General features: G+C 60.1%; 12 protein-coding genes and 1 pseudogene. 5 read left to right on the top strand and 8 right to left on the bottom strand.

Annotation, left to right across the window (positions count from 1 at the left end; all coding sequences use genetic code 11):
• Nucleotides 1-5: 5 nt before the first annotated feature.
• Nucleotides 6-776: a helix-turn-helix transcriptional regulator gene (locus tag CAF76_RS24340; protein ID WP_085648947.1), complete on the bottom strand. Its 771-nt coding sequence runs from the start codon at nucleotides 774-776 to the stop codon at nucleotides 6-8.
• A 256-nt stretch (nucleotides 777-1,032) separates the two neighbouring features.
• Here CAF76_RS24340 and CAF76_RS24335 point away from each other — a divergent pair, with 256 nt between their 5' ends.
• Nucleotides 1,033-1,248 (top strand): hypothetical protein, encoded by a 216-nt coding sequence (locus CAF76_RS24335; protein WP_064595557.1) that lies wholly within the window; start codon nucleotides 1,033-1,035, stop codon nucleotides 1,246-1,248.
• A 27-nt stretch (nucleotides 1,249-1,275) separates the two neighbouring features.
• Here CAF76_RS24335 and CAF76_RS24330 read toward each other — a convergent pair whose 3' ends face one another.
• The 4 genes from CAF76_RS24330 to glcD all read right to left on the bottom strand — a co-directional run bounded on the left by CAF76_RS24330 (nucleotide 1,276) and on the right by glcD (nucleotide 7,748).
• Entirely contained in the window at nucleotides 1,276-3,858 is a 2,583-nt protein-coding gene (locus CAF76_RS24330) for an EAL domain-containing protein (RefSeq protein WP_085648948.1), read from the bottom strand.
• A gap of 105 nt (nucleotides 3,859-3,963) precedes the next feature.
• On the bottom strand, nucleotides 3,964-5,181 hold the full coding sequence (gene glcF, locus CAF76_RS24325) for a glycolate oxidase subunit GlcF (RefSeq protein WP_085648949.1): 1,218 nt from the start codon (nucleotides 5,179-5,181) through the stop codon (nucleotides 3,964-3,966).
• A gap of 3 nt (nucleotides 5,182-5,184) precedes the next feature.
• Nucleotides 5,185-6,249: a glycolate oxidase subunit GlcE gene (gene glcE, locus CAF76_RS24320; protein WP_085648950.1), complete on the bottom strand. Its 1,065-nt coding sequence runs from the start codon at nucleotides 6,247-6,249 to the stop codon at nucleotides 5,185-5,187.
• Entirely contained in the window at nucleotides 6,249-7,748 is a 1,500-nt protein-coding gene (gene glcD, locus CAF76_RS24315) for a glycolate oxidase subunit GlcD (protein WP_085648951.1), read from the bottom strand. The genes glcE and glcD overlap by 1 nt, the downstream gene beginning before the upstream one ends.
• A gap of 153 nt (nucleotides 7,749-7,901) precedes the next feature.
• On the opposite strand from glcD, the pseudogene CAF76_RS29145 reads away from it, so the two are divergent.
• The 3 genes and pseudogenes from CAF76_RS29145 to CAF76_RS24305 all read left to right on the top strand — a co-directional run.
• Nucleotides 7,902-7,976, top strand: a pseudogene (locus CAF76_RS29145) (LysE family translocator); the annotation flags it as partial.
• Between the two features lie 139 nt (nucleotides 7,977-8,115).
• A complete protein-coding gene (locus CAF76_RS24310; protein ID WP_085648952.1) occupies nucleotides 8,116-9,243 on the top strand; it encodes a saccharopine dehydrogenase family protein in 1,128 nt (375 codons plus the stop codon).
• Between the two features lie 2 nt (nucleotides 9,244-9,245).
• Complete coding sequence (locus CAF76_RS24305; RefSeq protein ID WP_039770753.1) at nucleotides 9,246-9,737, top strand: DUF2269 domain-containing protein; 492 nt, start codon at nucleotides 9,246-9,248, stop codon at nucleotides 9,735-9,737.
• 57 nt (nucleotides 9,738-9,794) lie between these two features.
• On the opposite strand, the gene yghU is transcribed toward CAF76_RS24305, so the two are convergent.
• The 3 genes from yghU to CAF76_RS24290 all read right to left on the bottom strand — a co-directional run bounded on the left by yghU (nucleotide 9,795) and on the right by CAF76_RS24290 (nucleotide 12,388).
• Nucleotides 9,795-10,634, bottom strand: a complete 840-nt coding sequence (gene yghU, locus CAF76_RS24300; RefSeq protein WP_085648953.1) for a glutathione-dependent disulfide-bond oxidoreductase — start codon at nucleotides 10,632-10,634, stop codon at nucleotides 9,795-9,797.
• 192 nt (nucleotides 10,635-10,826) lie between these two features.
• Nucleotides 10,827-11,303, bottom strand: coding sequence for a hemerythrin domain-containing protein (locus CAF76_RS24295; RefSeq protein WP_039770748.1), 477 nt, complete (start codon nucleotides 11,301-11,303; stop codon nucleotides 10,827-10,829).
• A 242-nt stretch (nucleotides 11,304-11,545) separates the two neighbouring features.
• A complete protein-coding gene (locus CAF76_RS24290) occupies nucleotides 11,546-12,388 on the bottom strand; it encodes an AraC family transcriptional regulator (protein ID WP_085648954.1) in 843 nt (280 codons plus the stop codon).
• Nucleotides 12,389-12,482: 94 nt separating this feature from the next.
• Between CAF76_RS24290 and CAF76_RS24285 the strand changes: the two genes are divergently transcribed.
• Nucleotides 12,483-13,439 carry a threonine dehydratase gene (locus CAF76_RS24285; RefSeq protein ID WP_085648955.1) on the top strand — a complete coding sequence of 319 codons (957 nt, stop codon included), beginning with the start codon at nucleotides 12,483-12,485 and terminating at the stop codon, nucleotides 13,437-13,439.
• Nucleotides 13,440-13,772 lie beyond the last annotated feature (333 nt).

Here is a 13,772-nt window from a genome sequence, read left to right as displayed (position 1 = left end):
ATCGATCAGGCCGCGTTGGAAGGGTCGCAGGCGGCCGGGCAGTCCTCAGGCGAATACATCCAGCGCATCAGCGAATGGCGGCCGCTGATTCCCAGTTTGATGGCGGCGCGCTTGAGGTAGCTCTCGACGGTATTGACCTTCAGTTGCAACTGCTCGGCCAGTTCAGGCGCGGTGCGCCCGGCCAGCAGACCGACGCACACTTCCAGTTCACGGTTGGACAGGCTCAGGCCCAGTTGCTGCACGCGCTCGCAAAAACGCAGGCGCAGGGTTTCAAGGCCTTGAAGCGAGGCTTCGGTCGCTGCGGCCTGCGCCTCGGGATCCGCACTCGCCGGTTGCAGCGCGTGGATGTGCTTTTCCACCATTGGCAGCAACACCGGGGAGATGTCCTGCAACAGACTGCGCTCGCGCGCGGAGAAGCGCTTCGACGGGCCGCAGCGGTACACGGAAATTACATAACGGTAACCGTCCTTGCGCCGGGTCAGGTGCAACTGCGAAGCATCGGTGACCGTGGAGGGTTCGGGGGCGGGCACGTCACTGTTGCCGGGATCGGTGCTCAGTTCGGAATACACCGTCTCGGCCGTCAGTGCCGCCTCTTTGGGGCATTCCGGCTCGGTGCGCGGTTGCGTACGTGCGACCGGCTCCACGCGCATCTGCCGGATATGCGTGGCGTCCACGGCCAGTTGGGTGAGGATCAGGTCGTGCAGCATTCGCGGAAAATGCCGGCTGCCGGTGCTGGCGATGACTTTGCCGATGTGAGGGAACAGGTGTGAGTTCATGTGTTTCATCCATGAGTAGCAATGGGGGAATTGCGCTTTCCCGAGTCTCCGGCGGAAGTCCTTGGCCGGCGACCACAAATCGGGAAATTTGGATCCTATCCTAGTACAACGTTTGAGCGACCGTTTAATGAAGGGGTTATTAGCTCATAACCAACATTCAGTGGCCGCCACCCGGTCGGCTTCCATTCGTCGAATGCGTAGAACGACGCAGAAGCAGCACGGCTCTACCGCGTGTCATCTTAGCGAGACATTCGAAATGTACGATCAGCGCAAGAAAGAGTCACTGTCGGCATGGCGCAAGCTGGCGACACAATCGCAAGAGCCGTTCGATCCGCAGGACCAATATGACGACTTGCTCAAGGGGGCCGACGACATGCTGGAACAGGGGCTCATCAGCAACGCCGAATGGCGTCAGTTGGTGCGCGATGCGGGCAACGTGTTTACCCGCAACGAGGCGGGGGCAAGCGGATGAAGCGCAAACCAGGTGCCGGCCGACGAGTCAAAGACGCCCCGTGGCCTGCAAGAGACGCGCGAACGCCGTCTTGTCGATGGGCCGGCTCATGAAATAACCCTGCACTTCGTTGCATTGATCCTTGCCGAGAATGGCCAGTTGCTCTTCGGTCTCGACGCCTTCGGCCGTGACGTTCAGGCCCATGGCCTTGCCCAGCCCGATGATGGCTTGCACCACCGCACGATCATTGCTGCCGGTGCTGATGGACGCGATGAAGCGCTTGTCGATCTTGATGCCATCGAACGGATAGGCACGCAGGTAGCCCAGCGAGGAGTAGCCGGTGCCGAAGTCATCCATGTTCAACCGCACGCCCAGTTCTTTGAGTGCGTTCATGGTCGTCAGCGCACCGTCGGTGTCGTTGAGCATGACGTTTTCGGTGATCTCCAGTTCCAGGCGACTGGCTGGAAAACGGGTTTCGACCAGCACTTCGCGCACGTCCTGGACGACGTCGCTCAGTGCAAACTGGGCAGGGGAGAGGTTCACCGACAAGAGGATTTCTTCAGGCCATGTCAGGGCGGTCCGGCAGGCTTCGCGCAGTACCCAGCGACCGAGGGGGACGATCAGGTCCGTCTGCTCCGCCAAGGGAATGAACAGATCGGGACCGAGCAGCCCTTTCGTCGGATGCTGCCAGCGCACCAGGGCTTCAACCGAAACGATTTCCTTGCCGTCCACCTTGTAACGCGGCTGGTAGTGCAGCACCAGCTCGTTGTCTTTCAGCGCCTTGCGCAAGTCGTCTTCCAGTTGTCGGCGCGTCTGGATCTGGTCGCTCATGTGCGCTTCGAAATAGCACCAGGTGTTCTTGCCTTCCGACTTGGCCTGGTAGAGCGCGATGTCGGCGCAGCGAATCAGCTCTGCGGCTTCGAAGCCGTGGCGCCGGCTCAGGGTGATGCCGATGCTGGCACCGATGTGCAACGGATGATGCTCGAACATCACCGGCTCATGCAGACTGCCGATCAGGCGTGTGCAGAACCTGTCGATTTCCTGATGCGAGTCCATGCCACTGAGTACGACGACGAACTCGTCGCCTCCGAGCCGCGCAACAATGTCGTGATCCCGTGTGCATTCGCGCAGGCGTCTGGCGACTTCCTGCAGGACCGCATCACCGGCAGGATGGCCCAATGAGTCATTGATCGGCTTGAAGTTGTCCAGATCGATCATCAGCAGTGACAGGGGCGCGGCATGCTCCTTGAGTTGCAGGGCTTCTTCCAGGTAGCGCGCCAGCTTGTTGCGGTTGGGCAACCCCGTCAGCGCGTCGTGCATGGACAGGTGCTGGATCTGTGCATGGGCGGCGACTTCATCGGTGATGTCGCTGGCGGTGCCGCGATAACCGACGATGCAATGGTTTTCGACGATCGGCCGGGCGGACAGCCGGCAATAGCGTTGCTGCCCCGTCTCATCGCGATAGGTACAGCGCAGGTCACTGGCGTTGACCTCTTCGTTCAGTTTCTTGAGCCACAGCTCCAGCGGCGTGGTATCGCAAAACAGTAACTGCATGATGTCCTGTCCCAGCCACTGCTCACGTGAATAGCCGGTCACGGTACTGAAGCGCGCCGAGAGATACGTGAGAGACAGATGCCGGTCGATTTCCCAGATCCAGTCGGAGGCCGCTTCAGCCACGGCGCGAAAACGCTCCTCGCTGGCCTCGAGGGCCTGATTGGCCGCTTGCATTGCCTGGTGTGAGGTCTGCATTGCTTCCAAACTGTTGTCCACGTACTTCGACGAACGCAAGGCATGCCGGAAAAAGTAACCGGTCAACAGCATGAGGATGAGCAAAATGCTGCCAAGCGTGGGCAGCAATGACCACAGCAACCGTTGCCCCGGCCGCTCCAGGTCAGCGACCAGGCTGTAACCGGTACTGTCCAGCGGCACTCTGGGCTGGCCTGCTTCGATGGTTTCATCCAGGGCAAGAGTCAGGTTGTTCAGGCCGAAGCCGCTGCCGATCTTTCGCAGTTTGGCTGGCGTCAGCTTGTCGACGAATACCAGCACAGAGGTGTTACGGGGTTCTTCGGTGGGGCGCTCGTCATTGGGAATGATGGCCGCCGCCGTCACCAGTGCCGGCCAGTCTTCAAACAATGAATAGGTATTGACCGGCCTGGTGAGGTCGCTTTGCAGTTGTACCTGGTCGACCAGCGCAGTGGCGGACGCCTGGAGAAAACTGGAGATATTTGCTTCGACCAACTGGCCGCGCACCACCGCATATTTGGTCTGTTCCCGGTTCAGTACAAATACGCCGTCATAGCCATCGCTGGTGAACAGGGTTTTGCCCAGGTTTTGTTCAACGTAGGCCCAGTTTGTGTCGACCTGACCGCTCAGATGCTCATAGGCCGTCGTCCAGTAGGCGTAACTGGTGATGTAGTTTTTTGATGCGAGGATGCGGTTTTCCAGCGCTCGGGTCGTATAGAACAGGTTGTCGTTCACATCGTCATCATCGAGCCGCGCCGCAATACTTAACAGGGCACCGACTGCCGTGATGACCCCGGCAACGAACAGCGCGCCTACGGCAAACGCCAGACGCCGGGTGGCGGTACGTTGCGGCGAGGGGAGCGGGGCCGCATGAGTGGAGAAGTCCATTCGCTCATCCTTGATCCGTGATTACGGCATCTAGAACATTTGGAACGACGCAATGTTCAGTCTTGTCTGCGCCACCGCTTGAAGGTTAGCAGGCACCTCGGACTTTCATCGGCAATGCGCGTCCACCAGCTCGATCCAGTGCCTGACGGGCGTGCGGCCGGCGTCGTCGAGGTGTATCTGGCAGCCGATGTTGGCGGTGGCGATGATCTCGGGATGACCACTCTCCAGCGCAGCGAGTTTGTTGTCGCGCAGTGACCTGGCCAGTGCCGGTTGGGTGATCGAGTAAGTACCTGCCGAGCCGCAGCACAGATGGGCGTCGGGGACGGCAGTCAGGTCGAAGCCCAGTCGTGTCAGCACCGACTCCACCGCACCGCCAAGTTTCTGCGCGTGCTGCAAGGTGCAGGGGCAATGGAAAGCCACACGTTGATTGGCGTGGATGCCTAAGGATTCGAGCGGCTCTTCGCGCAGCACCTCAACCAGATCTTTTGCCAGCGCGCTGACGGCTTTGGCCTTTTCGGCATAGGCCGGGTCGGCGCGAAGCAAATGCCCGTAATCCTTGATGAATGCACCGCAACCGCTGGCGGTCTGCACGATCGCCTCGGCACCCTGTTCGATGGCCGGCCACCACGCATCAATGTTGTGGCGGGCGCGCTCAAGGCCGGTGGCCTGGGCGTCAAGGTGATAATCCACCGCGCCGCAGCAGCCAGCCTCGCGAGCAGGAATCACGCTGATGCCCAGACGATCCAGCACCCGCGCCGCTGCGGCATTGGTGTTGGGTGACAAACCTGGCTGCACGCAACCCTCGAGCATCAGCACTTGCCGCGCATGACGGATGGCGGGTCGTGGGGCAGGCAGCGCCACGTTGCGTGGCAGTTTGTCTTGCAGGGTATGGGGCAATAGCGCCCGAAACATCTGGCCGGCGTTGATCAGCCCTTTGAACAACCGTGGATCGGGCACGACGCGTCGAAGTCCTTCACGCAACAGACGCTGCCCGAGCGGCCGCGGGACGGCGGCGTCCACCACCGCCCGGCCGATGTCGAGCAGGTTGTGATAGTCCACGCCGGAAGGGCAGGTGGTTTCACAGTTGCGGCATGACAGGCAGCGATCCAGATGCTGCTGGGTTTTTGCCGTGACTTCGTTGCCTTCGAGCACTTGCTTGATCAAGTAGATGCGTCCGCGCGGGCCGTCCAGTTCATCGCCGAGCAATTGATAAGTCGGGCAGGTCGCGTTGCAGAATCCGCAATGAACGCACGTGCGCAGGATGCTTTCGGCCTCTTCGGCGCGGGGCAGTTGCCGGGCTTGCGGGCTGAGGGTGGTCTGCATGGCTCAAAGCTCCGCGTACAGACGCCCGGGATTGAAAATGCCCCGGGGGTCGAGTTGTCGTTTGAGTTGGCGGTGATAGTGCAGCAGGGCGGGCGCCAGAGGATGGAACGGCTCGTCGACCAGACCGTGGCTATAACAGGTCGCATGCCCGCCGACTTCGTCGACCACTTTGCGAATGACCGCAGCTTCGGCCGTCGATTTGAGCCAGCGTTGCGCGCCGCCCCAGTCGAGCCACTGCTGGCCGGGCAGGTTCAGCGGCGGCGTGTTCAGCGGCACGGACAGGCGCCAGAGCGGTTGGTCTTCGTCGAAGAAGCCCAGGTGTTGTTCGTTGAGATCGGCCCAGAACGAACTGTCGATCAGCTCGCCACCCAGGCGATCATGGGCGGCCGCCACTGAACCTTCGCCACCCTCAAGACGCAAATGCAGTTGCCGGCCATCGTGACACGCGGCGCTGATCGGCAACGGTTGCTGGCCCCATTCGGCCAGACGCAGCAACGCCTGTTCGCTGGGCATTTCCAGACTGAGGCTCAGGCACGCTCGCGGTTTGGGCAGCACCTTGAGCGAGACTTCGGTGATCACCCCGAGCGAGCCGTAACTGCCGGCCATCAGGCGCGACAGGTCATAACCGGCGACGTTCTTCATGACTTCGCCGCCGAACCGCAGGTGTTTGCCATGACCGGTGATGATTCGCGTGCCCAGCACGAAATCGCGCACCGATCCCGACCAGGGCCGACGCGGCCCGGACAGGCCACTGGCGACCATGCCGCCGACCGTGGCATCGTCGGCGAAGGCCGGTGGTTCGCACGCCAGCATCTGTTGCGAAGCGTCCAGCACGGCCAGCAGTTCCACTAGTGGAGTGCCGCAGCGTGCGGTGATCACCAGTTCGGTCGGGTCGTAGCTGACGATGCCGCGATGGGCGCGAGTGTCGAGAATCTCGCCACCGACGATGCGCCCGAGAAACGCCTTGCTGTTGGCGCCCTGGATGCGCAGCGGGGTAGCGTTTTCCAGTGCCCGATTGACCTGCTCGAGCAGCGCGGCGCTGTCATCGAAATCCATCGCGTCGCCCATCAGAACCGCTCCAGTTCGGGGAAGGGCAGTTGCCCGTGGTGTACGTGCAGGGCGCCGAATTCGGCGCAGCGGTGCAGGGTCGGAATGTTTTTGCCGGGGTTGAGCAGGCCGCCGGGATCGAACGCGGCTTTGACAGCGTGGAACAGGGTCAGCTCATCGCTGTTGAACTGCGCGCACATCTGGTTGATTTTTTCCCGGCCCACACCGTGTTCTCCGGTGATGCTGCCGCCGACCTTGACGCACAGTTCGAGGATCTTGCCGCCCAGCGTTTCAGCACGCTCCAGCTCGCCGGGCTGGTTGGCGTCGAACAGAATCAGTGGATGCATGTTGCCGTCGCCGGCATGGAATACGTTGGCGACTCGCAGGCCGTATTCGGCTGAAAGCTGTGCAATCGCATGCAGTACGCCGGGCAACTCGCGGCGCGGGATGGTGCCATCCATGCAGTAATAGTCCGGCGATAATCGGCCCACGGCGGGGAAGGCGTTTTTGCGTCCGGCCCAGAATCGCACGCGTTCGGCTTCGTCCCGGGCCTGACGCAGTTCGGTGGCGCCGGCGTGCTCGAGCACTTGCCGGACCCGCGCGCAGTCATCGTGAACATCGGCTTCAACGCCATCGAGTTCGCAGAGCAGAATCGCCTCGGCATCCACCGGATAACCGGCGTGGATGAAGTCTTCGGCGGCGCGGATTGCCAGATTGTCCATCATCTCCAGGCCACCGGGAATGATGCCGGCCGCGATGATATCCGCCACGGCGCGGCCAGCCTTTTCCACGGAGTCAAACGCCGCCAGCAGCACTTTGGCCGTCTGCGGTTTGGGTAAAAGTTTGACCGTGACTTCGGTGATGACCCCGAGCAGGCCTTCGGAACCGGTGAACAGCGCCAACAGGTCGAAACCGGGGGAATCCAGTGCGTCCGAACCCAGCGTCAGGCGTTCGCCATCGACGGTGAGGATCTCGACCTTGAGCAGGTTGTGCACGGTCAAGCCGTACTTGAGGCAATGCACACCACCGGCGTTTTCCGCCACGTTGCCGCCGATCGAGCAGGCAATTTGCGAGGAAGGATCAGGTGCGTAATACAGCCCGAACGGCGCGGCGACCTGGGAAATCGCGAGGTTGCGCACGCCGGGTTGAACCCGCGCAGTGCGGGCCTTTGGGTCGATCTGCAGGATGTTGTTGAAGCGCGCCATCACCAGCAGCACGCCTTTTTCCAGCGGCAATGCACCGCCGGACAAACCGGTCCCCGCGCCCCGGGCCACCACCGGCACCCGTCGTTCATGGCAGATCTGCAACACGCCCTGAACTTCATCGATGTGCCGTGGCAGTACCACCAGCAGAGGCGTGGTGCGGTAGGCCGAGAGGCCATCGCACTCGTACGGTTTCAGTTCCTCGCGCTGATGCAGCACGTCCAGGTCTGGCCATTGGTGCTGCAGGGCTTGCAGAAGCGCGGCTTTGTCGACGTCGGGCAAGGCGCCGTCGACCTGTTCGTCGTAGAGAATGTTCATGATCGGTGGGCGACCCTCCGTTGTCGTTATTCGAGGTCGGTGCCGGTTTCCATCATTGGGCCGCTGACACCGAGAAGTAAAGCGTAGCGTCCGGTAGTTCGTTGTCCCGCGTGCTCCTGTAATATGCCGCCACTTCACCCCAATGAGCATGGAATGGACTCTCACTCGATTCTGGCCTTTACCCAGGTTGCCGCGATTGCCATTGCCAGCCCTGGACCCGAGCCGCTTAGCCTGCGCTCTCCCGTTGGGCCATCCGGGTTGTGAGACCGGTTCATCGGCTTCGGCTGCGATTCTGACGATGCGTCAGCAGATGAGTTGCTCACAGAGGTACGACTGAAATCATTCAATTATTTCAAGGAAGCATTGCGTGGCACTCAGGGTTTTAGTGGTCGGCGGTTACGGGAATTTCGGCAGCATTGTCAGCCGGCATTTGATTGCGATGCCGGACATCACGCTGGTGATCTCCGGTCGCGACCCTCAGAAACTGATGCGCAAAGTCGACGAGCTGAAAGCCCTGTCGGGCGTCGTCTGCGAGAGTTGGTGCGGCAATGCGATGGGGGAAGGGTTTGAAGCGGTTCTGAAAACGATGAACATCCAATTGGTCATCCACACCGGGGGCCCGTTTCAAGGGCAATCCTATGCGGTCGCCGAGCGCTGCATAGACGCGGGTGTGCATTATTGCGACTTGTCCGACTGCCGAACGTTCGTCAACGGCATCGGAGCCCTCGATGCCCGCGCGAAACAGGCTGGCGTGGCAATTCTCAGCGGTTGCAGTTCGGTGCCGACACTTTCATCGGCACTTATCGATGAGCATCAGTATCGCTTCTCTCGTATCGATTCGATCGAACATGGCATTTCCTCGTCGGCGAAAATGCCGGGCCTTTCGACGGTTGAAGGTGTTCTGGCCTACGCAGGCAAGCCGATCAGGCAGCTCAGGAATGGCCAGGTTCATGAGGTGGCAGGCTGGCTCGACCTGACGTTGCGCAAGATGCCTCACCTGGGCGTTCGGGTGCTGGCGAATGTCGACGTGCCGGACATGGACATTTTTGCCAGCCGCTATGGCGCCCGAACCCTGAGTTTCAAGGCGGGTCCGGGCCTCAAGCTGGGTGGAGTGGCGAACGGTCTGTTCGCACTGGCCCGCAGGTTTGGTGCGTTTCGTGATCATGTTCCCTGGGCGGCGCGGCTTCATCGTTGGGGCACCTGGTTCGAGCGATTCGGTGATGGCAAAAGCGCGATGTACATCGACGTGAAGGGGCTCGGCATCGACGGCAATCCGCTGGCCATGACGGTCCAGCTCACCGCCCGCAATGACAAGGGGCCGGAGATCCCGAGCTGCGCAGCCGTTGCCCTGGCTGCGAAAATCGCCCGGGGATATCCGCCCGAGGCTGGCGCGCGTCCTTGCGTGGGCGAGATCACTGTCGACGAATACATGGCGGCCATCAACGATCCGCAGAATCTGAGCCTATCGATGCATTTTTCTGGCGGGCAGAACTGACCGTGCTCTATCTCTGCCTCAAATACATTCACATCGTCGCCGCGGTTTTCCTGTTCGGATTCGGCATGGGCTCGTACCTCTACCTGATCGCCGCGAGCCGTACAGCCAACCCTTTGGTGATAGCGCACGTGTCGAGAATGGTCGTACGGTTCGACGCCTGGATCACCACGCCGGCGGGCTTTATCCAGATCGTGACGGGTTACGGGTTGACCAGGCTTGCCGGACTGCCTCTGACCACGGAATGGGTACTGACCTCCTTGATCATTTTCCTGTGCGTCGGGTCGCTCTGGTTACCGGTATTGGTGCTTCAGAAGCGTTTGTACATGATGGCGTCGAGCGCAGTCGAAACGGGGGGCGGGCTTGCCGATGAGTACCGTTGCGTGTACCGAAAATGGTTCTGGATGGGGGTTGCCGGTTTTCTGGGGATGTTCGTGATCGTGCTGCTGATGGTGACGAAGATGACGCCGGGACAGTGGGCTGACTTGTTGGTGTAGCGAACGCAACGCCCGATACAGACTTCGCACCGGACGTTGCGTCGTATCAGGTGAAGTTCAATCGAGATCGCTTGCTTGATGCCGTTCTGGAACCTGGCTCGCTTCATCGCCCCACGTCCGGTTGACGCGCTGGCCGCGAATCACCGCAGGTCGTTCGGCAATCTCTTGCGCCCAGCGCTGCACGTGGGTGTATTCATGGGCGCTCAGAAACTCGGCGGCGGAGTACACATTGTTGCGCACCAGTTGTCCGTACCACGGCCAGACCGCTATGTCGGCGATGGTGTAGTCGTTGCCGGCAAGGTAAGGGCTTTCGCTCAGGCGGCGATCTAGTACATCCAGCTGACGCTTGGCTTCCATGGTGAATCGATTGATCGGGTATTCGAGTTTTTCCGGCGCATACGCATAGAAATGCCCGAAGCCACCGCCCAGATACGGCGCAGCACCCATTTGCCAGAACAGCCAGTTCAGGGTTTCGGTGCGACCCGCCGGATCGGAGGGCAGGAAGGCGCCGAATTTCTCCGCCAGATACAACAGGATCGACCCGGATTCGAATACGCGAATGCCCGGTTCCACGCTGCGGTCCAATAAAGCCGGAATTTTCGAGTTGGGGTTGATCTCGACAAATCCGCTGGAGAACTGGTCTCCTTCGTTGATGCGGATCAGCCAGGCATCGTATTCAGCGTCGGTGCAGCCGAGCGCCAGTAATTCTTCGAGCAGAATGGTTACCTTCACGCCATTGGGCGTGGCCAGCGAGTAGAGCTGCAGCGGGTGCTTGCCGATCGGCAGCGTTTTTTCATGCGTCGGCCCGGCAATCGGGCGATTGATATTGGCGAATTGGCCGCCGGAAGGCGCGCTGTGTTTCCAGACCTTGGGTGGCACGTAAGACGTCTTGCTCATGAAACGGACCTCATCGGTTAATGGCCGGAATGTTGTGAGCCCGAATGGGAACAGCGGGCTCATGACGAACAGCACACCACACAACGGTGTTTGAATGCCACCGGCGGGCGGATGAAAATTCGCGGGAATCGAGCGTGATATCAACCCAAAGAAAAGCCCGGCAGATGCCGGGCTTTCTGGGTTTCGGGAACATCACGCCGCCACGTTGCCGGCCATCATTTCCTTTTTGTAGCTGGCTTTCATCGCTTCCATTTGTTCGCCCAGTTCATCGAGCTTCGCTTTGCCGAGGAGTTTTTTTGCCTGCGGAAACATCTCGGTTTCTTCCTCTTCGATGTGATGCTCCAGAAGCTCCTTGACCACTTTGACCCGACCAGCGAACTCGGGCGTCCCCGGATCAGTCAGTTTGAGGTCTGGCAGCACCAGCGAATCCACGGTGCGGTGCTCTTCCTTGGCTTCGAAGTACATGATGTCCTGTTCCTTGGTGCCGGCTTCCTTGAAGGCCGGATAAAGGATTTCCTCTTCGAGTCGGGTGTGGATCGAGATCTCCATTTCCAGCTTGCCCAGTAGCTCGACACGTTTTTTCAGGGCCCGGTCCGTCGATTCGCTGAGTTGGCTCAGGATCCCTTTGACTTTCTCGTGGTCGGCTTTCAGAAGGTCGATCGCGTTCATGTTGGTTGCCTCTGCTATTCAGGGTTAGAACACAGTCCGATGTCTCTCGGCGCCGTGGATTCCCGAAGAACAACGCATTTGCCATGCCAGTCGCGCGTCTCGGCCAAAGGCGTCTGGATCAGGGGTTGTGCGATAGCAGGGCTGAGGGGGTTCGTGCAGCCTGCATGAACGACGTGCAATCGGCATTGCAGAACACGACCCGAAGGGTTGTGGGCGTGATTTTTCGGATCAGAAGACAGCGATCACGACGGATGTTGTTTGCCGGCGCTGGCGCTGTGGCAAGTACTTTTGCGCAATTGTGCCGGACTCACGCCAAGTCGTTGTTTGAAGGCGCTTGCCAGGTGCGCCTGGGAATTGAATCCACAGGCCAGGGCGACCTGCGACAAGGCCGTTTTCCCGTCGCATATCATCGCCCGAGCCCTGGCCAGGCGCCGGTCGATCAAATAGCTATGGGGGCTTTTGCCCGTGGCTTGTTTGAAGGCGCGAGTGAAATAGCCTTCGGACAATTCGAGCAGGTGTGCCATCGACAGTACATCGAGCGAGCCATTGAGACCTGCGTCAATGAACTCATCCAGCCGTCGCATTCGGCTGTCGGTGATCGAGCCGCGGTGCACTGGCACGTCCTGAACTGCGGCGCGCTCAGCCAGCGCAAGCGCCCAGGTTTCCCAGTCATCGTCCCATTTGGGCTGCAACAGCGCGCTGCGCATTCGCTGGGCGAGGAGAATGGCCTGCGGGTCGATGCGGTTGTTGAATGGCCGATCTCCGGCCAGCGCACCCCCTTTGGTGCGGATGACCCGCAGGTATTCACCGCCCGCGGGGGACTCGGACAACACATCACAGCCGACCGGGACAAACGCCAGGCCATTGGGCATCGCGTCGAAGGGACGTACCCGGTCAGTACCGATGGCATGCAGGCCGCGTTGGCTGTCGAAGGCAAAGCCAATCGCTGACTGGGTCGCCACGTAGCGTGCCGAGTAGGCTGCGCCGGGCAGCAATTCGATCGTCCACGAACCTGCCTCGATGCGACGGACCGGTTCCGCAAGGGGTGTGATGTGCTGACGGTTTCGATGACTCATGAGCGTCATAGTAGTGAAGGGATGGCATAAAAGTCAGGTTCGTTTTTTGAAAGCCGACGCGACGCCTGCGTGCCTAGACTGGGGCAAAGCCAAGGAGACGCTCATGCATACAATCACGCGCGATGACCTCGAACACGCTGCCCGCCAGGTTTACCAGGTGATGCCGGCTACCGCCCAGTATCGCTGGCCTTTGCTGGCCGAGCGGTTGGGATGCACGGTTTGGGTCAAACACGAAAATCACACACCGACCGGTGCCTTCAAGGTGCGCGGTGGCATTACCTTCATGAACTGGCTGCGCCGTGAGCACCCGAGCGTCAAAGGCATCGTTTCTGCGACGCGTGGCAATCATGGCCAAAGTCTTGCACTGGCAGCCAGTGCCGTGGGGCTGAGGGCATTGATCGTTGTGCCAAAGGGCAACTCAATGGAAAAGAACAACGCCATGCGCGGGTTCGGCGGTGAGGTGGTCGAGTACGGGCGTGACTTCGATGAAGCTCGCGAAGAGGCTGCTCGCCTGGCGCAGGAACATGACTTGTACCTGGTGCCGCCATTTCATGCCGAACTGGTCAAGGGCGTTGCGACGTATGCGCTTGAGCTGTTCAGTGCAGCGCCAGAGTTGGACACCGTCTATGTGCCCATCGGCTGTGGTTCGGGAATCTGCGGTGTGATTGCTGCCCGGGATGTGTTGGGCCTGAGTACCGAGATAGTAGGGGTGGTGTCGACGGAAGCAATGGCCGCCAAACTGTCTTTCGAAGCGAAAACGATCTGTGAAACCGCGTCGGCCAACACCTTTGCCGACGGCCTTGCTGTGCGCAGGCCTATTGCCGAGGCGTTCGACATCTATAGGAAGGGGGCGGCGCGGATCGTCTCGGTGAGCGAAGAGGAAATAGCCGAGGCCATGCGCGTGTATTACACCGATACCCATAACCTTGCGGAAGGGGCGGGCGCGTCCGCGTTGGCGGCCTTGATGCAGGAGCATGAAAGGCGGGAGGGGAAAACGGTCGGTGTGATTCTGTCCGGGGGGAATGTTGATCGAACGATCTATGCGGGGATGATTGGATGATTGCTTCTTTATATAGTCGGTACGGAGCTTGGTAGTTTTCGCAGGTACGACCTGGCCTGTCGGGTATAGAAAGGAATTTTTACTCGGGGGGTTGACCATCTGTTTTGATCCTGTATTATTCGCCTCCCGCTAGCGAGCAACTTGAGTTGCTCCTAACGCAAGTGATTGAATTTAAATGAAAATAATCACTTGACAGCAAATGAGGCTGCTGTAGAATGCGCGCCTCGGTTGAGGCGAAAGATCTTAACCAACCGCTCTTTAACAACTGAATCAAGCAATTCGTGTGGGTGCTTGTGGAGTCAGACTGATAGTCAGAAAGATTATCAGCATCAC

This window comes from Pseudomonas sp. B40(2017), assembly GCF_002112855.1.
GTDB lineage: Bacteria > Pseudomonadota > Gammaproteobacteria > Pseudomonadales > Pseudomonadaceae > Aquipseudomonas > Aquipseudomonas pharyngis.
The sequence above is the reverse complement of the archived record's forward strand: the minus strand, read 5'-3'. Positions and strand labels throughout refer to the sequence as shown.

Coding starts and splice junctions, on each gene's coding strand:
- CAF76_RS24340 (WP_085648947.1), bottom strand. CDS start 776: ATGAACTCACACCTGTTCCCTCACATCGGCAAAGTCATCGCCAGCACC.
- CAF76_RS24335 (WP_064595557.1), top strand. CDS start 1,033: ATGTACGATCAGCGCAAGAAAGAGTCACTGTCGGCATGGCGCAAGCTG.
- CAF76_RS24330 (WP_085648948.1), bottom strand. CDS start 3,858: ATGGACTTCTCCACTCATGCGGCCCCGCTCCCCTCGCCGCAACGTACC.
- glcF (WP_085648949.1), bottom strand. CDS start 5,181: ATGCAGACCACCCTCAGCCCGCAAGCCCGGCAACTGCCCCGCGCCGAA.
- glcE (WP_085648950.1), bottom strand. CDS start 6,249: ATGGGCGACGCGATGGATTTCGATGACAGCGCCGCGCTGCTCGAGCAG.
- glcD (WP_085648951.1), bottom strand. CDS start 7,748: ATGAACATTCTCTACGACGAACAGGTCGACGGCGCCTTGCCCGACGTC.
- yghU (WP_085648953.1), bottom strand. CDS start 10,634: ATGAGCAAGACGTCTTACGTGCCACCCAAGGTCTGGAAACACAGCGCG.
- CAF76_RS24295 (WP_039770748.1), bottom strand. CDS start 11,303: ATGAACGCGATCGACCTTCTGAAAGCCGACCACGAGAAAGTCAAAGGG.
- CAF76_RS24290 (WP_085648954.1), bottom strand. CDS start 12,388: ATGACGCTCATGAGTCATCGAAACCGTCAGCACATCACACCCCTTGCG.
- CAF76_RS24285 (WP_085648955.1), top strand. CDS start 12,483: ATGCATACAATCACGCGCGATGACCTCGAACACGCTGCCCGCCAGGTT.